Raw genomic sequence first — 21,744 nt, 5'->3', positions numbered from 1 at the left:
ATAATCAATTCTTATCCTGATGACGGCGCTGCGAATATTTCGCGGTGCCCTGTCATAGGAAATCTGCATACCGTCTCTCGCGGCTAACTCCTTGTCTATAATCCAGTTAACGGGGAATGCGCCCTCGGTCACACCTTGATGAAATTTCCTGAAGCCGTACGGTGCGGCGCATTTGTGCGGTCTACGTTTAATAAGGGAGATATTTTTACGGCACGGCTGCCGCTAAATTTCATTGCGACAGGAGTAACTCTTATGAGCAAACATTTTGCCCGCAGCAGCCTGTGCGCGCTCGGCATGACAATCATGACAGCGCAAGCCGCAGAACCACCAAAGGCCATCGGCGACGGGGAAGGTCGGCTGGATATTATCGCCTGGCCGGGATACATCGAACGCGGACAGACGGATAAAAATTATGACTGGGTCACCCAGTTTGAAAAAGAGACCGGGTGTGCGGTCAACGTCAAAACGGCGGCCACGTCGGATGAAATGGTCAGCCTGATGGCGAAAGGGGGCTATGACCTGGTCACCGCCTCGGGTGACGCCTCCCTGCGCCTGATCATGGGTAAACGCGTTCAGCCCATTAACCCGGACCTCATCCCCAACTGGAAAACGCTCGACGCGCGGATTGTAAAAGGGGAATGGTTTAACGTCGGCGGGAAAGTCTACGGCACGCCATATCAGTGGGGGCCAAACCTGCTGATGTACAACACCAAAACCTTCCCGACGCCGCCGGACAGCTGGAGCGTGGTCTTTACCAAACAGGATCTGCCGGACGGTAAAACCAATCAGGGACGCGTGCAGGCGTATGACGGCCCGATTTATATCGCCGATGCCGCGCTGTTCGTCAAAGCCACTCAGCCGCAGCTGGGTATCCAGGACCCGTACCAGCTCACCGAAAAACAGTATGCCGCCGTGCTCAAGGTGCTTCGCGACCAGCACGCGCTGATCCACCGTTACTGGCATGACACCACCGTTCAGATGAGCGACTTTAAAAATGAAGGCGTCGTGGCATCCAGCGCCTGGCCGTATCAGGCGAATGCCCTGAAGGCTGAGAACCAGCCCGTTGCCACCGTCTTCCCGAAAGAGGGGGTGACCGGCTGGGCGGATACCACCATGCTGCATGCGCAGGCAAAACACCCGATGTGTGCCTATAAGTGGATGAACTGGTCGCTGACGCCTAAAGTGCAGGGCGATCTAGCGGCCTGGTTTGGCTCCCTGCCCGTGGTTGCAGAAGGGTGTAAGGCCAGCACGCTGCTGGGTGATAAAGGCTGCGAAACAAACGGTTATAACGAGTTCGACAAAATCATGTTCTGGAAAACCCCCATCGCCGAAGGCGGCAAATTTGTCCCTTACAGCCGCTGGACGCAGGATTACATCGCCATCATGGGCGGTCGTTAATTGCCCGGGAGCAGAACATGACGTACGCGGTAGAGTTTAACAACGTTTCCCGTCTGTACGGCGACGTACGGGCGGTGGATGGGGTCACCATTGCTATTCGTGACGGAGAGTTTTTCTCCATGCTGGGGCCTTCGGGCTCCGGCAAAACCACCTGCCTGCGTCTGATCGCGGGTTTTGAGCAGCTGTCAGGCGGCACGATTTCTATCTTCGGCAAAGAGGCGAGCGAACTGCCTCCCTGGGAGCGGGATGTGAACACCGTCTTTCAGGACTACGCGCTGTTCCCGCATATGTCGATTCTCGACAATATTGCCTACGGGCTGATGGTCAAAGGCATCGACAAGAAAAAACGCCATGCGCAGGCCCGTGATGCCCTGGAAAAAGTGGGCCTGAGCTTTGCCGTTGCCCGCAAACCCTCGCAACTTTCCGGCGGCCAGCGACAGCGTGTCGCCATCGCCCGGGCGCTGGTCAATGAGCCGCGCGTCCTGCTGCTGGATGAGCCCTTAGGTGCGCTCGATCTCAAACTGCGTGAACAGATGCAGTTCGAGCTGAAGAAGCTTCAGCAGGAACTCGGCATCACCTTTATTTTTGTCACCCACGATCAGGGCGAGGCCCTTTCCATGTCAGACCGGGTGGCGGTGTTCAATAACGGGCGCATCGAGCAGGTGGATACCCCGCGCGATCTCTACATGCGTCCGCGCACGCCGTTTGTCGCCGGTTTTGTCGGCACGTCCAACGTCTTTGATGCGGGCCTTGCGCAGAAAATTTGCGGTATGGAAGGCAGCTATTCCCTGCGCCCGGAACATATTCGCCTTAATGAGGGCGGAGACGTTCAGGTTCAGGGCATCGTGCAGGCCGTTCAGTATCAGGGAGCGGCCACGCGGCTGGAGCTGAAGCTCGCCGATGGCGCCAAACTGCTGGTGAGCCAGGCCAATCTCAGTGAAACCTCGTCGCTGAGCGGCATTGCGCCGGGGCAGGCGGTGATGGCGTCGTGGTCACGCGAGGCGATGATTCGCCTGCACGAGGAGAGGTGAAATGTCTATGAGTGTCGCGCATCCTCCCGCCTCGCATGGGCGCTTAAGCCGCATGACGGCGCTGTTCTGGCGTAAACCGTCGCTCGGCCTGTTCCTGCTTCTGCTCGCGCCGCTCATGTGGTTTGGCATCGTCTATTTAGGATCGCTTCTGACCCTGCTGTGGCAAGGTTTTTACACCTTTGACGATTTCACTATGGCCGTCACGCCGGATCTGACCCTGGCGAACATTCGGGCGCTTTTCAACCCGGCAAACTACGACATCATCCTGCGCACGTTAACCATGGCGATTGCGGTGACGATAGCCAGCGCCATCCTGGCATTCCCGATGGCCTGGTACATGGCGCGATACACCCGAGGCAAGTGGAAAGCATTTTTCTATATTGCTGTGATGCTGCCAATGTGGGCGAGCTACATCGTCAAAGCCTACGCCTGGACGCTGCTGCTGGCGAAGGACGGGGTGGCGCAGTGGTTTCTCAACCACATGGGGCTGGAGCCGATCCTGACCTCACTCCTTACGCTCCCGGCGATTGGCGGCAACACCTTGTCCACCTCCGGGCTGGGACGGTTTCTGGTCTTCGTCTACATCTGGCTGCCGTTTATGATCCTGCCCGTCCAGGCGGCGCTGGAACGCCTGCCTGCCTCGCTACTGCAGGCCTCAGCCGACCTCGGCGCGCGCCCTCGTCAGACCTTTCGCTACGTCGTTCTGCCGCTGGCGATCCCGGGTATTGCCGCGGGCTCAATATTCACCTTTTCCCTGACGCTGGGGGATTTCATCGTTCCACAGCTGGTGGGGCCGCCGGGTTACTTCATCGGTAACATGGTCTACTCGCAGCAGGGTGCCATTGGCAATATGCCTATGGCCGCCGCGTTCACGCTGGTGCCCATCGTGCTGATTTCACTCTATCTGGCGTTCGTGAAACGTCTGGGAGCATTCGATGCACTCTGAACGCGCACCGCTGTTCCTGAAAGTGGCAGCCTGGGGAGGCGTCATCTTCCTGCACTTCCCGCTGCTGATTATCGCGACCTATGCCTTTAATACCGAAGACGCGGCCTTCAGCTTTCCGCCGCAGGGGCTGACGCTGAAGTGGTTCAGCGTGGCGGCGGGGCGCGGCGATATTATTGAATCCGTGACGTTGTCACTTCAGATTGCCGCGCTCTCCACCGCGATTGCCCTTGTGCTTGGCACGCTTGCTGCAGCGGCGCTGTGGCGAAGCGAGTTTTTTGGCAAGAATGCGATCTCGCTGTTGCTGCTGTTGCCGATTGCGTTACCGGGGATCATCACCGGTCTGGCGCTGCTGACGGCATTCAAAACGATTGACCTTGAGCCGGGTTTTTTCACCATCGTGGTGGGACACGCCACCTTTTGCGTGGTGGTGGTGTTTAACAACGTGATTGCCCGGTTCAGACGCACCTCCTGGAGCCTGGTGGAAGCGTCGATGGATCTCGGGGCCGACGGATGGCAAACCTTCCGCTATGTGGTGCTGCCCAATCTGGGTTCCGCGCTGCTGGCCGGGGGAATGCTGGCGTTTGCCCTGTCGTTTGACGAGATAATCGTCACAACGTTTACGGCGGGACACGAGCGCACGTTACCGCTGTGGTTGCTCAATCAGCTCGGCCGTCCGCGCGACGTGCCGGTCACCAACGTCGTTGCACTGCTGGTGATGCTGGTGACAACTATCCCCATTCTGGGAGCCTGGTGGCTAACCCGCGACGGCGAGAACATCGCCGGCAGCGGGAAATAACAGTGAATTCAACAGGAAAATGCTATGCAAACACAACTGCTGATAGAGGGAAAACTGGTAACCGGAGAGGGAGAAAAACAGCCGGTCTATAACCCGGCCACTGGAGAACTCCTGCTGGAGATTGCCGAGGCGTCAGCGGCTCAGGTCGACGCGGCGGTTCAGGCGGCCGACCGTGCTTTTGCGGAGTGGGGGCAAACCACGCCGAAGACGCGCGCCGAGTGCCTGCTGAAGCTGGCGGATGCGATTGAAGCGCATGGGGAGGACTTTGCCCGGCTCGAATCCCTCAACTGCGGCAAGCCGCTGCACTGTGCTCTGGGCGATGAAATTCCGGCGGTGGTCGACGTTTTCCGTTTCTTTGCCGGGGCCGCCCGCTGTCTGAACGGGCTGGCCGCCGGGGAGTACCTTGACGGTCACACGTCGATGATCCGCCGCGATCCGGTGGGCGTGGTTGCCTCTATTGCCCCCTGGAACTATCCGCTGATGATGGCGGCCTGGAAGCTGGCACCCGCGCTGGCGGCTGGGAACTGCGTGGTGATTAAGCCCTCAGAGATCACGCCCCTGACCGCGCTGAAGCTGGGGGAGCTGGCAAAAGATATCTTCCCGGCAGGCGTTCTGAACGTCCTGTTTGGCCGGGGTAAAACGGTCGGTGACCCGCTTACCGGGCATGAAAAGGTCCGTATGGTCTCGCTGACCGGTTCGATTGCTACCGGGGAACATATCATCGGCCATACCGCGTCATCCATTAAACGCACCCACATGGAGCTGGGCGGTAAAGCGCCGGTTATCGTCTTTGATGATGCCGACCTGGATGCGGTTGTCGAAGGGGTGCGGACGTTTGGTTTCTACAATGCCGGACAGGACTGTACGGCGGCCTGCCGGATTTATGCCCAGAAGGGCATTTATGCCGCGCTGGTGGAAAAGCTGGGCGCAGCGGTCGCCAGCCTTAATATGGGTGCGCCGGAGGATGCCTCGACCGAACTGGGCCCGCTCAGCTCGGCGGCCCATCTTTCACGCGTCTGTCAGGCCGTCGATGAGGCGAAAGCGCTCGGTCATATCCGCGTTGTCACCGGCGGGAGCAAAAAAGAGGGGGCGGGCTACTACTTCCAGCCAACCCTGCTGGCGGGGGCAAAGCAGGACGACGCCATCGTTCAGCGCGAGGTGTTTGGCCCGGTGGTGAGCGTCACCGAGTTTGATGACGAGGCGCAGGTGCTGGCCTGGGCGAACGATTCGCAGTATGGCCTGGCGTCATCGGTCTGGACCAAAGACGTGGGCCGCGCCCATCGCCTGAGCGCGCGCCTGCAGTACGGCTGCACCTGGGTGAATACCCATTTTATGCTGGTGAGCGAAATGCCGCACGGGGGCATGAAATTATCCGGCTACGGCAAAGATATGTCGGTCTACGGGCTTGAGGATTATACGGTTGTGCGGCATGTCATGATCAAACACTAAGTCCGCCCTGCCTGGCCGCATGCGCGGCCAGGCGTTTCCCGCGCCCGCCATGAGTGTTACGCAAGATACTCAGTTGTTATTATCCGTAATCTTTAAGTGGTTATTCTGTAACGAAAAAACTTGATCTGTATCAACATATGACGCATATTGCGTGCGGTTATTTTTTCGGCTCTGGTATACAGAATGACGTTGTATCAAAAGATGTTGGTTTTTTACGCAATCATGGCTTCCATCTGCGCATTAATTACCTGGTTCCTCTCTAAAGACCGCAAACGTATCCGCCTGCTCAGCGCTTTTCTGGTGGGGTCAACCTGGCCAATGAGCTTTCCCGTTGCGCTGCTGGTCTCGCTTTTCTGAAGCACGCTTCCATTTTTAAAAGATGAATATGGCATTCTCGATACGGTAACTGTATAAATACACAGTTCATCGTAAAAGGAGTGCTTATGAACAGTTTTTACTCGCAGCAGGCCGGCTGTACGGTGCGCTGGCATGACCTGTCCGGCACCGGCGATCCCGTGGTGTTCATTCACGGGCTGGGCTGCGCCTCTTCCTATGAATATCCCCGTGTCGTTCATGACCCGCTGTTTGGCGCGCGCAGAGCGATCCTCATCGATTTGCCCGGCAGCGGCTACAGCGACAAGCCTGAACGCTACAGCTATAAAACCACCGACCAGGCCCACGTTGTGGCGGAGCTGATTGACCACCTTAAGCTGGATGCCTTCTGGTTATACGGCCACAGTATGGGCGGCAGCATTGCTATCGAAACGGCGGGGCTGCTTGCAACGCGCGTGAAGGGGCTGATGGTGTCAGAGCCCAATTTTCATTCGGGTGGGGGGATGTTCAGCCGGTCTATTGCAGCGCAAACCGAGCAGCAGTTTCTGACGCAGGGCTATGACGCCATGCTCAGTGCGGAAAAAACGGCGTGGGCAGGGTGTCTGCAGAGTAATGCGCCGTATGCCGTCTGGCGGGGCGCATCGAGCCTGGTGGCGGGCGTTGAGCCCGAATGGGAAGCGCAGTTCCTGTCACTTCCTTGCCCGGTAACGTTGATTTTCGGCGAGCTGTCTCTGCCGGATGACGATGTGGACAATCTGAAGCAAAAGGGCGTTGAGGTAAAAATTATCCCTGCGGCGGGGCATTCGATGTCGTGGGAGAATCCGTCTGCGCTGGCACAGACGTTAGCCGGGTGTATGACGATGTGATTATTGTGCAATTTATCATCGTTGCGAAATGTAGGCCGGGTAAGCGCAGCGCCACCCGGCAACAAAGGCGGCTACTTTATCAAAGCCCGTAGTGCCTGACGTGCGTCAGGCTGAACATCATGCGGATGCTGGTAATCAATGTTCTCTATCGCGCGGCTATAGAGGGCGACCAGCCAGTCGTAAACGTATGCGGTGGCCGCATGCACAGGCTGTTCCCCCAGGCGCGTCAATCGAGGCTCCGCGCTGCTGACCACCGGCGTAACGAAGATTGCCTGCCCCTTGCGGATGCGGCTTGCCGGACGTGTAGCCACGGGCGTCTGGTCATAACCCAGCCAGCCAATGAAATTGCCCATCACGGCATGCAGCTGTGCCGCGCTGCTTTTATCCGCTTCGACGATACGCTGAAGCTGTTGAGGCAGATTAAGCCGGTAGCTGGTGACCACCAGCACATCCGCGATTTGCTGTAATACCGCAGGCTCCAGCCCGAGGCGCGCGGCCGTGGCCTCATTGCGGCTCCACTGACGCAGATGATTTATCCAGACTCTGTGCGCCAGACGCGCTTTGTCTTTTGTCTGGAACAGACCGGTGCTTTCCTGCGCGTTCTCGGCAAACAGGTCAATAGTGTCCGTAAACAGCCCGTTCACCTGCTCCTCGCGCGGCTGCTGAACGGCGAGCAGCGTTTCATAGGCTTTCAGCGGCGGCAGGAGGCCTTCAAGCAGTTCGCCGTGGCGGGCAGCGCTGCTTTGCAGCGTGCGCACCATGCTTTCGGCCTGAGCGCGTCTTGTCCCCGGCTCTTCAACCAGCGGTGCCAGATAGCTCTGCATCAGCGATGAGAGCTCCTGTCGCAGCAAGCCTTTCAGCGTGCCGAGACGCTTCTGTCGCTGGGCGGGCAGCGTGGCCTGAGACAGCCATTCGATGACGCGCTGCATGCTGTGGCTGTCCAGCGCCTGCAGCGTGCCCCAGCGTAAACCCGGCTTTCCGAGCAGATGCTGTACGGCTTCATCGAGATTCTGTCGGGTGGTAAAGCGGGCGTCGTGTGGCGTAATCGCCCATACCAGCCCCGGCAGGGCAGATTCTTCAGCAGGCTGCGTCTCCTTGACCCAGTTCATCAGCACTTTTGCTTTTTTGGCCGTCTGTTCGTGCTGCGCCGTCGCATTGCAAATCACCAGCACATCCGGCTGAAGCTGTTGACGGTAATGCTCGAGCAGCCACTGGGACTTCGCCTGGCGTAGCGGGTCGGCACGGTTATCTTCAAAAACAGGAATATCAATAATATCGACGTTATCCAGCGCGCCGTTCTCAACCGGCAGCACCAGCTCGCGGGTCAGGAAGGCCAGCACGTCGACGGGGATGCTGATGGCGTTAAGCATTTCACCGCTATTTAGCGGATGAAGCAGCGTCTCCTGCGCGTCCTGAAGATCTAACGTGCCGTCGTGCGTCAGGAACCCTTCACCCGGCAGGCCAAAGCTGTCCACCAGCAGGCTAAGCGGGGCAGCAAGCTCGCCGGCATGGCTGGTCTGGTGCAGCACATGGGCCAGTTTTAACCACTGCTGGGTCAACTCCTGCTGCTCGCCCCACAGCAGCGACCAGACGCTGGCCCGCGTGCTGAGATCGAGAGAAGGCACCAGCCGGGCGAACTCATGCCACAGGGCATCATCAATTTGCTGCTTAGCGGCGGGTACGGTGCTTTGCCAGAAGCGGGCAATCGCACCCACTTCCTGAGCCGTTATGCCGGGCACGCCCTGCGGCTGGCGCAGCCCGCGCCATTTCTCCAGACGTTTCTCAATGACCGCCTTATCCACCGCGCGCATCTGCGGATGCAGCGTCGTGCGGGCAATAAACAGCTGTACCAGCTCGGCCTCGGTGACCAGGCTCAGACGCAGCGGGAACGCCTCATCCGCCACCTCCGGGCTTTCCGGCGTGAAGCGGACGGCCATGTTGGTGAGGGCATGTCCCGGATTGATATGCGAAAAATAGTCAAAGGTGCGCTGGCCCGGCGTCACGTTCAGGCGTCCATTACCGCTGCCGCACAGGGATAACAGCAGATGGGCTTTCGCGCTCTGCGAATGACCGTAAAGCCCAATGCTGCTCTGGCGGGTCATGGCGCGTTCAATGGCCTGCTCCCGCGCCTGCGCCGCGTTGATGCGAGCAAGCAGGGCGTCAGCATCGTTATCCAGCACAGGGGCGTTCAGGCGCGTCTCATTAATCCACCCGATTAAGGCCTGAGTGGTGGTCGTCGTCGCTGTCATTTCAGGTATACGCTCCCGCTGTCGATCCAGTAGTGGCTACCGCTGTGTCGGCGATCGGCCAAGGTATTCAGTTTGAAGGTTAATGCGTCAGGGGCAACCGGCGTGCCGTCCTGCAGCCAGGCATCGCTCAGCTCGAAGGCCTCAGGGCCTTCCTGCTTGCTGCCGCCGCAGAGCTTCAGCCGCACGTTCAGCACGCCGTCACCGGCGATTGCTTTCGCCAGTTCAGCCGAGTTGATGCTGAGCGTGTAGAGCGGCGTGGCGGGCCAGCGCGCGTTCGCCAGCTGGCGGAAGCCGAGGGTAACGTTACCGCGCAGCGGGAAGTGCAGACGCGCGTCGAGCTTCGCGCCGGGTTTATCAAGATCGATATCCTGATACCAGACGTTCTCCTCGCGCAGGGTATTGACGGTGTTATCCAGCACGCCGAGATACCGCACGGTTGAATACGCGCCAATGTCCGCGGCTTTAAAGTTGAAGCGCGGCAGACGCAGGTCGAGCGCCAGGCTGCAGAGCATGGCTCCCACCGCGGCTGTCGATTTAGGGTTGCCAATGCGCCCCTGCTGGCTGAACGGATACCACTCGTGCACCTGGTATTTATCCAGCCAGACGATGCGGTTGACCGGCACCGGCTGCAGATGACGAATCAGCGCCTGAACGCCAGGCAGGCAGCCGGGGCGTCCGGTGATCAGCAGAATATCGCAGCTGTAATGGGATATCGCCTCGCACACCGCGTGAAGCGGCGAGGCCAGCGTAAACTGCCCGGCCAGCATCGCATCCTGCATTTCGCGGAAATTCACGTGCAGCGGCACCGCGAACAGGTCAAAAGCGTCTGAACCCGCAGGCAGGGCATGGTCGATCGCCTGCTGCAGATAATTCATGACGTTGCGGGTCGGTTTCTGCGGCAGGAGATCGCCAAAGGTGGCATGCAGACCGGCCAGCGGATCGTCAACGTCGCTCGATTCCCACGCGGCAAGAATGGCGTGGCCAATCGGCATAAAGAGCTGAAGTGCCGTTTGCTGACGGAGTACCGCCTGGGTATCGATGCGCCCGGAGTCGCCGAACAGCGACGCCATCAGCAGCGAGGCGTCCGCGATACCGGATTTCTGCAGCTGCGTTTGCAGCGCGGGCAACACGTAGCGCTGAATCACGTCCAGAAGCGTATCGTCGCCCGCGACCTTAAAGCCTTCACGGAACAGCAGCTGCGGGGTGATTTTGACGTTATTGCCGGAACCGTCATCCAGCTGATAATGGGTGATCGCCATATCCGTTGTGCCGCCGCCGATGTCGATTGACGCGACGCGCAGCGCGCGGCCCGGCTGGCTACCCGGCTCAGGCTCACGGTCCGGGCGGGCCAGGGAGGCGAAGAAGGCTTCGGTCTGACCGCCAAAGCGGGAGATCGCTTCGTTATACAGCCAGACCAGCTGACCGCAGCTGGCTTCATCCCACTCCATCTGGATTTCAGGAACCGGCACCACGCTTTTATCCTGCTGTTTGCGGGTGACAAAATCCTCATCCTGCGGGTGCCAGCCCATCGCTTTCCAGACGATGGCGATGGCTTCAAACATGCGGCGACGGAAAATCTCGCGCTCCTGCTTTGGCATGGCCGAGGGCAGGGTCAGGATCAGGGTGCGCAGCTGGCGCGGCGATGCCGGGAAGCCCAGACGCAGGCGCGTGGCGACGCTGTTGATCTGCCCCAGCGCCTGCGCCAGCAGCTCGCACAGCATGTGCGTCATCAGCGTGCTGCGGCTGTACTGCGGCGAGAAGACCGGCAGCCGCTCGTCCTGCGGCAGCGTGAAGAGCGGTTCGCCGTCATCGTTCATCAGGTTCATCAGCGGAAACGCGGTGGCAAGCGGCTCACGCTGGGTTTTGCTGTTCATCTGGCTAAAGCGCCAGTCCTGCACGACCGGCGTTTCATCCCACAGGTAGCGACGCGGGCTGGAGATGCCGCTGTTGCCTTCGGTCCCCAGACGCTGCATCGCCAGCTTGCGGGCTTCATCGCCCACGCGAACAATCGACGGCCAGACAAAGGCATCTTCGCGACCGCTCTCTACCGAGAAGTGCTGTTTGCCAAAGCGCGCTTCCGAAAACTCGAGACGGCTGGTGAACAGCGGCGCATTCAGGAATTGCGGCTCGCTTAATGAGCGTACCTGCAGCTCGGCGGTCTGGCGCAGGCCATCGTTCGCATCGCCGTGGTCTTCGATAATGACGCCGCAGGTGTGGGTATTGCCCACGTCGAGGATCAGGTCGACCGGAATGGCAGGCGTGCTGAGCGTATGGGTAACAAATTTCACTTCCGGCACGGTAAGCTGTTCACCGAGCATGGTCAGCAGGTTAAGCCAGTGGGCCTGATATTCAAACCCGCGCATCGCCTGCTGGAGATCGCGTTCTGAGCGGTTTTCAACGCCGTCGGCATACTGGGTAAAGGCCTCGCGCAGCCAGCCGTCAATCCAGGTCTGGTCGAGGAAACTTTCTACCTCATTGTCTCGCCAGGCCAGCGCGAATCGGGTCCCGTTCAGAATATCGTTTTCAACCGGGGACAGGGCGGACGTGGCGTGTTCTGCAATCTGGCTGTCAAGGGCGAGCGTGACGCGGTGCGTATTGCCTGCCGTATCGGGTGTATCCAGCCTGCGCACCTGAACGCGGGCCCAGTTATCCGGCCCCTCAACAAAGGTTCGCGGCGGGTTGAAGCGCAGGAACGGAACCGGAAGCCAGACGCCGTCCAGCACCGCCAGGGACTGATGCAGCGGGATGGTGGTTTCCGGCTTAACCACTTCAGGCTGCCCGCCGTTCGTTCCCGGCACGGTATAGCGCCCGTTAACCAGGTCGAAATCGAGCCGCAGAAGCGGGCCGTTCGCGGTTTTACGTACGAAGCGCCCGTTGCTGGCGGTGTCCTGCGGCGTCAGACCGAAATCAAGGAACTGCACGCCGCTGTTGGCAATAAGCGTGACGCTTTGTTTATAGTCGCAAAGATTAACCAGCATAGGATCAGGCACCTGCTTTCTTGAACGTCAGGGGAACGACGGTATTGGCATCATAACGGGCGCGACATTCTGCGATATCGCTGGCGCCTGCTTTACAGGCAACCTCCGGCATCGGGTAGCGGGAGCCGTCGGTGCAGCGGGCAGTACCGCGACTTTTAATCATCAGCTCGCCGTTGCTGTGCAGGCCGGAGAACACTTCCGCGCGGCAGACAACGTTGTCGCCATGGACAACCCGGGCGAAGCCCTTATTGTTCTGGATCTGATAGCGCATTGACGGCGGCTTGCCGGTGACTGGATCTTTCACGTCCAGAACCGCACGCCAGGTGCCGTTCAGGAAACGCGTCGATCCCGCTTTCACCTGATTCGCTTCCATCACCATGGCATCTTTCGGGATGGCGACAATCACCACCGGGGCAGGCTGTGGCGCAGGCGCCAGAGCAGGCTCTTTTTCTTTGCTTGCCAGGACCTCTGCCTGATGCAGCGGTAATTTCATGGCCAGCGGCTCAACCGCTTTGATCGGCTTTGGCGCAATCTCTACGGGCTGGGGTGCGGGCACCGGGGCGGGTTCAGCGGAAGGCGACTGTTTTGGCCACAGCAGCGGTGCGGCAATGGCGGCAACGATCGCGACGGCAACCGGCAGCGTCCACAGGGGAACGCGGCGCTTTTTCGCGACGATCGGCACAGCCGGTTCCTGAACGGGTTGCGCAGCGGCCGGGGCCGGCTCAGGCTCATACAGATCTTCCGGCGTGATGCGCACCACCGTGGAAGGGGCGATCAGCGGCTCGTCGGCGTGTTCAAAGGCCACCACCGGTTCTGGCTCAGGCTCGGGTTCAGGATCTTCAATCACAACGGGGGCGGGCTCAGGGACCAGCGATTCACGCAGGCAGTCGAGAACATCGTCGCGCGCATTTTCGTTCAGGTTGACGAACCCCCAGAAGCTGATGACCGGCTTTTCGTCCACCAGGAAGAGGAAGTTTTCACCCGGGAACTGAAACGCCTTTGACAGCAGAGACCCAAAAAGCTGCTGCGCGGTTTTGGGCGACTGGAGGCATTTCTTGCTTAACGACTCAACGCTGGCTAGCGTGTTTTCCAGATAGCGCAGGGCGCGATAACGGTCATCTTCATCGGCCGCTTTCCAGCTGGTTACGCTCCCTTCAACGGGGGAATACCAGTCCACGCGGTCACCGCTGTCGTTGACCTGCGGAATAGCCAGACAGTCGACGATGGCCTGTTGTTTGCGCAACCGGAGCGCTTCCCGGATTTGTAACGCTGATTCAAAAACGGCTTGTCCGCCGCCGCCAACGGCCTGAAAGTCATCCAGGTTACCGCTGCGTAAAAGAGTTTTTGCCACGATTTGATCCCATATACTTCTTCACACCGTTACTTTAACGAAACGAGGAAGCAACCAAACGGGGGAAGAGACGCTAAAAGGACCGATTTCTTGCGGCATAGAAAGTGACGGTTGTGCTTGACGAATAATGGCCCTTAAGGCAAATCACCTTTTCGGGCGCTGGCTGTTAAAACAGCAAAAAACGCGGCTTTAGAATAACCTGATAGTGTTTCGTTATTTGCCAGGTCATATCGCCTGTGCTGTTATTACTGTCTTATATAATAAAACTGTCAGGGTTATAACCATGTCTACAGGGAAAACACTGCTCGCTCTTGCGCTGAGCGCGCTGTTACCAGCCGGTGCCGCATGGGCGGCGAACAACGACACCCTTATTTACTGCTCTGAAGCGTCCCCCGAGTCCTTCAACCCGCAAATCGCCAGCTCTGGCCCGTCTTTTGTGGCCAGCTCTCAGGTACTGTACAATCGCCTGATCAATTTTGACCCGGTGAAAAACACCCCGGTCCCGTCGCTGGCGGAGTCCTGGACGATTTCGCCGGACGGCAAGACCTATACCTTTGCCCTGCGCAAAGGGGTGAAGTTCAACAGCAATAAATACTTCAAACCGACGCGCGACTTTAACGCCGATGACGTTATTTTCTCGGTTCTGCGTCAGAAAGACCCTAAACACGCGTATCACAACGTGTCGCAGGGCAACTACGAATATTTTAACGACGTCGGGCTCGATAAGCTGATTCAGGACGTGAAAAAGGTCGACGACTATCACGTTCAGTTCACCCTCAGCGAGCCTAACGCCGCGTTTCTGGCCGACTGGGGGATGGATTTCGCCTCGATTCTCTCCGCCGAATACGCCGACGCGATGCTGAAAAAAGGCACGCCTGAAAACGTAGACACCTGGCCGATTGGTACCGGGCCTTATGTCCTGCAGCAGTACAAGGTGGATTCGCTGATCCGCTATGTTGCTAACCCGAACTACTGGGAAGGCAACGTACCGACGAAACATCTCATCTTCTCCATCACGCCAAACGTGGAAACCCGCCTGGCGAAGCTGCAGACCAACGAGTGCCAGATCATTCCTGCACCGTCCCCGGTTCAGTTTGACGCCATCAAGAACAACAAAGAACTGACGCTGCACTCGGTCGATGCGCTAAACGTCGGCTATCTGGCGTTTAACACCGAGAAAAAACCGTTTGATAACGTGCTGGTGCGCCAGGCGCTTAACTACGCGACCGACAAGAAGGCTATCGTCAATGCGGTCTTTATGGGTTCCGGTACGGTGGCAAAATCGCCGATCCCGCCAAATATGCTGGGCTTTAATAAAGACCTGAAGGACTACAGCTACGATCCTGAAAAAGCGAAAGCGCTGCTGAAGCAGGCGGGGCTGGAGAAGGGGGCGGAAGTCACGCTGTGGTCAATGCCGGTTCAGCGTCCGTATAACCCGAACTCGCGCCGTATCGCGGAGATGATCCAGAGCGACTGGGCGAAAGTCGGCGTGAAGGCCAAAATTGTCTCTTACGAGTGGGGCGAATATCTCTCCGGAATGCGTAAAGGCGAACATGACTCCGCGCTGTTTGGCTGGATGTCCGATAACGGCGACCCGGACAACTTTGCCGACGTGCTGCTGGGCTGCAACAGCATTAAAACCGGATCAAACGCCGCGCGCTGGTGTGATAAGAGTTATGATGATCTGGTGCAAAAAGCGAAGCTGACCAGCAGCCCGGCGGAGCGCGCGAAACTCTACGGCCAGGCGCAGGAGATCTTCTACCAGCAGGCGCCGTGGATCGCACTGGCAAACGGGAAAACGTTCTATGCGACCCGCAGCAACGTGACCGGATACAGCGTGAGCCTGATGGGCAGCGATTTCTCTAAGGCGAAGCTGAACTAAGCGTTTTATTGCCCGGTAAGGCGTAGCCGCCACCGGGCACATAACAAGGAGTGACAATGTCACATTTAAGCGAAGTTACCGCCCGAGTGGATGCCGCCATTGAAGAGGGCGTCATCACCCATATGAATGAACTGCTGATCGAATTAAGCGATGATGCAGAGCTCAGCCGTGAAGAACGTTACACCCAGCAGCAGCGTCTGCGTACCGCGATTTCGCACCACGGTAAGCAGCATAAAGAGGAGTTGGACGCGCGTGAGGAACAGCTGACCAAAGGCGGCACCATACTGTAACGTTCAAAACTGGCGTCGCGCCACCAGCCAGGCCCCGACGACCAGCATCACCGCGCCGCACACCGGGCCAATCAGGGCGCGCAGCGGAATGCCGTTGCTCCTCAGCACGTCCATCACCAGTCCGCCAATCAGCTGGCTTGCTACCAGCACGGCGATAGTCGTCGCCGCGCCAACGTTCTGATACCCGCTGATGCTGGCAAACACGAAAAACGACCCCAGCAGTCCCGGGATAAGCGTCCACCAGCGTACCGTTGCGGCCAGCTCGCTGAATCCGGCGACGCCCTGTTTCAGCAGCAGAATGCTGACAAACAGCACAATGCCGACCAGGGAGTTCAGCAGCATCGCGATAAGGATCGTGGAGGAGGACTGGGTGATACGCACCATTAAGGTATTTTGCACCACCAGACCAATTCCCGCCGCCACCAGAAACGCCAGCGTCAGTGATTGATTCATGGGATGGCGTCCGGATCGCTGCGCTCGTCCAGCTGCAGCTGCATAAAGGTTAAGTCCAGCCAGCGGCCAAACTTGGTTCCCACCTGCGGCATCTGCCCCGTGGTGACAAAACCAAGCGTTTCGTGGAGATGAATCGAGGCATGGTTTTGCGCTTCAATACCGGCCACCATCACGTGTTTGCCGATGGCGCGGGCCTCGTTAATCAGCGCGATCATCAGCGTGCGGCCAATGCCTTTTCCCTGATGGTCCGGGTGGACGTAGACCGAATGCTCAACCGTATGACGGAAACCGTCGAAGGCGCGCCAGTCACCGAAAGAGGCGTAACCGGTGATAACGCCGTCTTCCTCACTCACCAGAACCGGGTAACCCGCGAGCGTGCGCGCCTCAAACCAGGCGATTCGGTTATCGGTATCGACGGTTTTATCGTTCCAGATCGCGGCAGTATGCAGCACCGCGTGGTTGTAGATTTTTCCTATCGCGACGCAGTCTTCCTTGCAGGCATGACGAACGATCATGATTAACCCTCTGTGTGTTGTTTACTATAGTATTACGTTATTCCTACGATATTACACAATCGTATCTCCCGATCGCTACGGCATAAGCCATATTTTTTTGTTATCAAAAGCCCATTGAAATGCCGTTCATACACTATAGTATGACGTCATGAACACCATAACAGACACAATGAATCAACGGATTAGCGCAAGAATTCGCCTTGAACGCGAGTCTCGCGGATGGTCCCTGAGCGAGCTTGCTGACCGGGCCGGGGTCTCGCGCGCGATGATCCACAAGATAGAACGCGGAGACAGCAGCCCGACAGCCACCTTGCTGGCCCGTCTGTCCGGCGCGTTTGGTATCAGCATGTCCACGCTCATTGCCCGGGCCGAAATGCAGGAGGGCAAGCTGCTGCGCCTTGCCAACCAGCCCGTCTGGCGCGACCCACAGACGCACTACCTCCGCCGCCATGTTTCTCCCCGCACCGATCTGCCCATCGACCTTGTTCAGGTTGAATTGCCCGCGGGCAGCGATGTTCCGATGCCTGCCTCTTCTTACGCGCTGGCACGTCAGCTTATCTGGCTTCAGTCCGGCGAGCTGGTGTTTCAGGAGGGCGATACGCGCCACGAAATGCACGCCGGAGACTGTCTCGAGCTGGGGCCGCCAAATGACTGCCGGTTCATCAACGAAACGAATGAAACCTGCATCTATCTGGTCGTACGGCTTAACCAGTCTGCCTCGTAATGCTAATGCGATAACGCCGATCGTGAGCCAGGCTGTAATGACATTTGTACCAGAAGGAGATCCCGATGAATCAACCTGTTTCGCAAAATCGCCGCTGGGTACTGGCCTCCCGTCCTCAGGGTGCGCCGGTGGCGGAAAATTTTCGTCTCGAAGCGCAGCCTGTTCCCGCCCCGGCTGAGGGACAGCTTTTGCTGCGCACCGTCTGGCTGTCGCTGGACCCGTACATGCGGGGGCGCATGAGCGATGCACCATCCTATTCACCACCGGTTGAGCTGGGCGCGGTGATGGTGGGGGGAACGGTCAGCCGCGTTGAGCAGTCGAATCATCCCGACTTCAAAGCCGGGGAGTGGGTGCTGGGCTACAGCGGCTGGCAGGAATATGAACTCTCGGACGGCAGCGGCCTGGTGAAGCTGGGCGAAAATCCGTCACATCCTTCCTGGGCGCTGGGTATTCTGGGTATGCCGGGCTTTACCGCCTATATGGGATTGCTGGATATCGGGCAGCCAAAAGCGGGCGAAACGCTGGTGGTCGCCGCGGCGACAGGCCCGGTTGGCGCGACCGTCGGGCAGATCGGTAAAATCAAAGGTTGCCGGGTGGTCGGCGTCGCCGGCGGGGCTGAAAAATGCCGCCATGCCGTTGAGGTCCTCGGGTTTGACCTGTGTCTGGATCATCACGCGGCCGACTTTGCCGAACAGCTGAAACGCGCCTGCCCGAACGGGATTGACGTCTATTATGAAAACGTCGGCGGGAAAGTATTTGACGCCGTGCTGCCGTTACTGAATACCTCCGCGCGCGTGCCGGTGTGCGGCCTGGTGAGCGGCTACAATGCGACGGGCCTGCCCGAGGGGCCGGATCGCCTGCCGCTCCTGATGGCGACCATCCTGAAGAAACGCATTCGTATGCAGGGCTTTATCATCGGCCAGGATTACGGTCACCGCATTAAGGAGTTCCAGGAAGCAATGGGACGCTGGGTGCAGGAGGGCAAAATTCACTATCGTGAACAGATAACGGACGGGCTGGAGAACGCGCCCGAGGCGCTGATTGGCCTGCTCGAAGGGCGTAACTTCGGCAAAGTCGTGATTCGCGTCGCGAGTGACAATAAATAAACAGCACTATGGCGGGGTTTCCCGCCATATTTATTTGTGAAGATACGATATATTGTCTTTAATTAATGGACATGGCATTTCGCGCCCGCATCCCGGACGGGCCCGAAACCAATAAAAAAAACAAACTTTGCTTTTTTGATGTTTTTACGTACTTCCCACCACCAGGCATGACGATACAGGATATATCGGACCAGCGTCGTTTTATTAAAACTGGCGTTTAAAAATAGCATTAAGTTTTAGCTACAGGAATTGAACATGCTTGATTTGGACCACTTAGAAAAAGCCCAAAGGGTCAGTCTTACCATGCAAGTTGAACACAGTTTGAAAGGAGCGTTAATTACAGGCTCACTCAAACCTGGGGCACGACTGATTACGAAAGAGATTGCCGATAAATTAGGAACCAGTATTACCCCTGTTCGCGAGGCGCTTTTGCGCCTGGTGTCATCAGGGGCGTTACACGCCACGCCGGCGCAGGCATTTCTGGTTCCGGAGGTCACGCTGGAGCGCTATAACGAGATTAACGCTATCCGCAAGCAGCTTGAGCCGATGGCGGTCGCCGCGGCCTGTCAGAATATGTCTGATAGCAAACTGGAGGCGTTGCGCAAATTGTCGGATGCCTTTCATGAGGCCATGCGCAACGGGAACGTCCAGCAGGCATTGCATGCGAATCGCGTCTTCCGGTTTACGCTTTATCAGTATGCGGAAATGCCTACGCTTAATGCATTAATTGAGCAGCTGTGGGTGCGCATCGGGCCCTGTATGAACTATCTGCATCAGGAGCTTAACGACATCAAAGCCTCGACGTATCACTATGACGAACTGCTTTCCGCCCTGGAGCGAAGAGATGTTGTTGCCTGCCAGAAGGCGATTGATAAGGTGATTGATGAAGCGAATTTGCTTTTACAGCGACAATATTTTAACTAAGAGATTATTTAGCAGAGCGACTATATTTCGCCCCTAATTATTTATCTGGTGAATAACTCCTGATGGTTTATTGCCATCAGGAGCGTTATTTCATTAATTAAATAAACTTTTCTTATCGCTTACTCGAAGCGATAAGAGACCGACAGCCCGACCCCGTAGTTACGGCCTGGTGCAGGCTCGTAATAACGACCGTTAGACTCGTTGACAATAACCGAGCCCGCGTACTCTTTATCGAACAGGTTATCGACGCGGCCAAAGACGTCCATGCCCCAGCTGCCGTAGTTGAATTTATACCCGGTGTTCAGCCCGACCACCGTATACGACGGCGCTTTCGCCGTATTCTCGTCGTCGGCCATGATATCGCTCATGTAGCGCACGTCTGAACCCGCGTACCAGCCTTCCTCCGGCTGCCAGCCAAACGAGGCGTAACCCATGTTGCGGGCAATGCCCGGCATACGGTTACCGTTACAGTCTGCATCGCTGCAGACGTTAGTCCGGTAGGTGGCATCCAGGTAAGTCCATGCCATCTTCAGCTTCCAGTTCTCGGCAAACTGCTGGTCGAGGGAGACTTCCACCCCCTGACGACGGGTTTTACCGGCATTTTTATAGCTGGTACGCCCGCCAGAGCTGGCATCCACCACGATCTCATCATCCGTATCGGTGCGGAACAGCGCCGCGGTCAGCAGGCCATTGCCGATGCGGGTTTTGCTGCCCACTTCATACGTGTTGTTGGTGGACGGCTGCAGGTCGATGTTCAGGCCGCCCTGGTTATCGGCACGATAGGAAAGCTCGTTGATGGTTGGCGTTTCGAATCCACGCCCTGCGGCAGCGTAGAGGTTCCATGCGTCCGTCACCGCATACTTCACGGAACCGGCCGGAAGCCACTTGTGATAGCTCGCGTCACCGCTGTCATCGCCGTTGCCCGGCGTAACGTAATGGTCGTTGGAATCAAACCAGACCGAGCTGTAGCGCACTCCCGCATCCACCGAGAGTTTCTTCGTCAGCTGCCAGCTGGTTTGCAGGTAAGGGTCAACGTTCCACATCAGGTTACGTTCGTTTCGACGCTTATCACCCTTCACGCCGTAATCCGGCACGCCGTTGTTCATCACGAAGTTCTCGTATCCGCGACGATCTTCGCTCAGGTTTTCGTAGTTCAGGCCGGTGGTAAATGTTACCGGCACCAGCAGCTCGCCGCGGTGCGTCCAGCGGGTATCCACGCCCTGATAGTGTCGCTGCATATCGATCACGCCGCCGGAGTGGGAGGCTTTCAGCTGCGGCTGATACGGAATCGACTGGTACTGCGTCATTTCACGCTCGCCGGCGTACATCATCACGCTGAGATCGTCCTGGGTGCTAAGCTGACGATCGTAGCGCAGACCGGCCTGGGTCTGCTTGATGGTCTTGCGGGTGTTGTACTGATCGCCGCGCGGAGACTGACGCGGATTGTTCTGCCATTCCTGATAGCTCAGCCCGCCCGGATCGTTGGCCTTCATGTCCACGCTGTTAAAAATCAGCGTCAGCTTACTGACGTCATCAATGCGCACGCCCAGTTTGGCGTTAGCGAGGTTTTTGCGCGCGCCGCTGTGGTCGCGGTAGCCTTTGGTGGTGAAGCGGGTGGTGGAAACGGTGTAATCCACATCGCCCGCGTGGGTGCCGTCACCCATCGCGCCGGTGGCTTTCATGCCGTAGCGCCAGGTACCGTAGCTGCCGTAATAGCTGCTGGCTTCAATGGTCGGCGGCTGCTGCCCGGTCTGGGTGTTGATGTTAATCACGCCGCCGGAGGCGTTGCCGTAAAGGGCAGAGAAGGGGCCGCGCAGCACTTCAACGCTCTCCACGCTGGAGAGATCGATGTTAGAGGTCTGGCCCTGTCCGTCCGGCATGGTGGCAGGGATACCGTCGACATACATACGGATACCGCGCACGCCAAACGTTGAGCGGGCACCAAACCCACGCATTGAAAGCTGGAGATCCTGGGCATAGTTCTGGCGGTTCTGAATTTGCAGTCCCGGGACGCTGCCAAGAGATTCAGACAGGTTGATGCGCGGCGCGGCGTGGCGCATGTCATCGCCATTGACGACGCTGACCGCGGCCGGGGTATCCAGTTCCGATACGGTTTGCGGCGTGGCGCTGACGATCATGGTCTGTTCCTCCGCGCTCATTGCGGTTAGCGGCGCGAAAATAACGGGAACCAGCAGCAGCGGGAGAGAAGCCTTACGGGCAGAAATGATTTTCATGAATAAAACCGGTTGTGGTGTATAAACGAACCAAATGGAACATGTCCATACATGTTAAAGGTTTTGTAAATGTTTTGAAAACTATAACCGCACATTGCGTTAATGAAAGGCGAAACGCGAAAGAAAAACTCCACATTCAGACCATTAATGATTACTATTCTCATTATCAAAAGACAATGCCATGACGTTGTCTGCCGGAAGTGATGTCAGCGGAAACCC

At 57.9% G+C, this 21,744-nt stretch carries 18 protein-coding genes; 12 read left to right on the top strand and 6 right to left on the bottom strand.

What is annotated here, in order from left to right:
* Window positions 1-252 precede the first annotated feature (252 nt).
* The 7 genes from ydcS (at window position 253) to LBF07_RS00750 (ending at window position 6,819) form a co-directional block, all read left to right on the top strand.
* Window positions 253-1,398, top strand: coding sequence for a putative ABC transporter substrate-binding protein YdcS (ydcS, locus tag LBF07_RS00780; RefSeq protein WP_048977287.1), 1,146 nt, complete (start codon window positions 253-255; stop codon window positions 1,396-1,398).
* Window positions 1,399-1,415: 17 nt separating this feature from the next.
* Entirely contained in the window at window positions 1,416-2,429 is a 1,014-nt protein-coding gene (locus tag LBF07_RS00775) for an ABC transporter ATP-binding protein (protein WP_206462008.1), read from the top strand.
* A 1-nt stretch (window position 2,430) separates the two neighbouring features.
* Entirely contained in the window at window positions 2,431-3,375 is a 945-nt protein-coding gene (locus tag LBF07_RS00770) for an ABC transporter permease (RefSeq protein ID WP_058841008.1), read from the top strand.
* Window positions 3,365-4,171, top strand: a complete 807-nt coding sequence (locus LBF07_RS00765; RefSeq protein ID WP_029741505.1) for an ABC transporter permease — start codon at window positions 3,365-3,367, stop codon at window positions 4,169-4,171. The genes LBF07_RS00770 and LBF07_RS00765 overlap by 11 nt, the downstream gene beginning before the upstream one ends.
* Before the next feature lie 24 nt (window positions 4,172-4,195).
* Window positions 4,196-5,620: an aminobutyraldehyde dehydrogenase gene (patD, locus tag LBF07_RS00760; RefSeq protein WP_094934976.1), complete on the top strand. Its 1,425-nt coding sequence runs from the start codon at window positions 4,196-4,198 to the stop codon at window positions 5,618-5,620.
* A 183-nt stretch (window positions 5,621-5,803) separates the two neighbouring features.
* Complete coding sequence (locus LBF07_RS00755; RefSeq protein WP_013096478.1) at window positions 5,804-5,977, top strand: GhoT/OrtT family toxin; 174 nt, start codon at window positions 5,804-5,806, stop codon at window positions 5,975-5,977.
* Window positions 5,978-6,063: 86 nt separating this feature from the next.
* Entirely contained in the window at window positions 6,064-6,819 is a 756-nt protein-coding gene (locus tag LBF07_RS00750; protein WP_094934977.1) for an alpha/beta fold hydrolase, read from the top strand.
* A 71-nt stretch (window positions 6,820-6,890) separates the two neighbouring features.
* On the opposite strand, the gene LBF07_RS00745 is transcribed toward LBF07_RS00750, so the two are convergent.
* From LBF07_RS00745 to LBF07_RS00735, 3 genes are read right to left on the bottom strand one after another with little or no spacing between them, the layout of a single operon-like run.
* A complete protein-coding gene (locus LBF07_RS00745; protein WP_094934978.1) occupies window positions 6,891-9,068 on the bottom strand; it encodes a virulence factor SrfC family protein in 2,178 nt (725 codons plus the stop codon).
* On the bottom strand, window positions 9,065-12,046 hold the full coding sequence (locus LBF07_RS00740; protein ID WP_048977278.1) for a virulence factor SrfB: 2,982 nt from the start codon (window positions 12,044-12,046) through the stop codon (window positions 9,065-9,067). Before LBF07_RS00740 ends, LBF07_RS00745 begins: the two co-directional genes overlap by 4 nt.
* Before the next feature lie 4 nt (window positions 12,047-12,050).
* Window positions 12,051-13,397 carry an SrfA family protein gene (locus tag LBF07_RS00735; protein ID WP_094934979.1) on the bottom strand — a complete coding sequence of 449 codons (1,347 nt, stop codon included), beginning with the start codon at window positions 13,395-13,397 and terminating at the stop codon, window positions 12,051-12,053.
* Window positions 13,398-13,680: 283 nt separating this feature from the next.
* Between LBF07_RS00735 and LBF07_RS00730 the strand changes: the two genes are divergently transcribed.
* Together LBF07_RS00730 and LBF07_RS00725 are read left to right on the top strand one after the other, a co-directional pair.
* A complete protein-coding gene (locus LBF07_RS00730) occupies window positions 13,681-15,279 on the top strand; it encodes an ABC transporter substrate-binding protein (protein ID WP_094934980.1) in 1,599 nt (532 codons plus the stop codon).
* Window positions 15,280-15,335: 56 nt separating this feature from the next.
* Complete coding sequence (locus LBF07_RS00725) at window positions 15,336-15,569, top strand: YdcY family protein (RefSeq protein ID WP_048977274.1); 234 nt, start codon at window positions 15,336-15,338, stop codon at window positions 15,567-15,569.
* A gap of 3 nt (window positions 15,570-15,572) precedes the next feature.
* On the opposite strand, the gene LBF07_RS00720 is transcribed toward LBF07_RS00725, so the two are convergent.
* Entirely contained in the window at window positions 15,573-16,022 is a 450-nt protein-coding gene (locus tag LBF07_RS00720) for a DMT family transporter (protein ID WP_032656841.1), read from the bottom strand.
* Window positions 16,019-16,537, bottom strand: coding sequence for a GNAT family N-acetyltransferase (locus tag LBF07_RS00715; RefSeq protein WP_094934981.1), 519 nt, complete (start codon window positions 16,535-16,537; stop codon window positions 16,019-16,021). Before LBF07_RS00715 ends, LBF07_RS00720 begins: the two co-directional genes overlap by 4 nt.
* Window positions 16,538-16,685: 148 nt before the next feature.
* Here LBF07_RS00715 and LBF07_RS00710 point away from each other — a divergent pair, with 148 nt between their 5' ends.
* The 3 genes from LBF07_RS00710 (at window position 16,686) to LBF07_RS00700 (ending at window position 19,291) form a co-directional block, all read left to right on the top strand.
* A complete protein-coding gene (locus LBF07_RS00710; protein WP_023311983.1) occupies window positions 16,686-17,261 on the top strand; it encodes a helix-turn-helix domain-containing protein in 576 nt (191 codons plus the stop codon).
* Window positions 17,262-17,326: 65 nt separating this feature from the next.
* The gene (locus LBF07_RS00705) at window positions 17,327-18,367 is read left to right on the top strand and encodes an NADP-dependent oxidoreductase (protein ID WP_094934982.1); all 1,041 of its coding nucleotides are present in this window, start codon (window positions 17,327-17,329) and stop codon (window positions 18,365-18,367) included.
* Window positions 18,368-18,622: 255 nt separating this feature from the next.
* Entirely contained in the window at window positions 18,623-19,291 is a 669-nt protein-coding gene (locus tag LBF07_RS00700) for a GntR family transcriptional regulator (RefSeq protein ID WP_023311981.1), read from the top strand.
* Window positions 19,292-19,410: 119 nt separating this feature from the next.
* On the opposite strand, the gene pqqU is transcribed toward LBF07_RS00700, so the two are convergent.
* The gene (gene pqqU / locus LBF07_RS00695) at window positions 19,411-21,525 is read right to left on the bottom strand and encodes a TonB-dependent receptor PqqU (protein ID WP_094934983.1); all 2,115 of its coding nucleotides are present in this window, start codon (window positions 21,523-21,525) and stop codon (window positions 19,411-19,413) included.
* Window positions 21,526-21,744: the final 219 nt, after the last annotated feature.

The organism is Enterobacter cloacae complex sp. ECL352, from assembly GCF_020149545.1.
Taxonomy (GTDB): domain Bacteria; phylum Pseudomonadota; class Gammaproteobacteria; order Enterobacterales; family Enterobacteriaceae; genus Enterobacter; species Enterobacter asburiae_B.
Note: the sequence above shows the minus strand (reverse complement) of the source record. Positions and strands in the feature narration are given on the sequence as shown.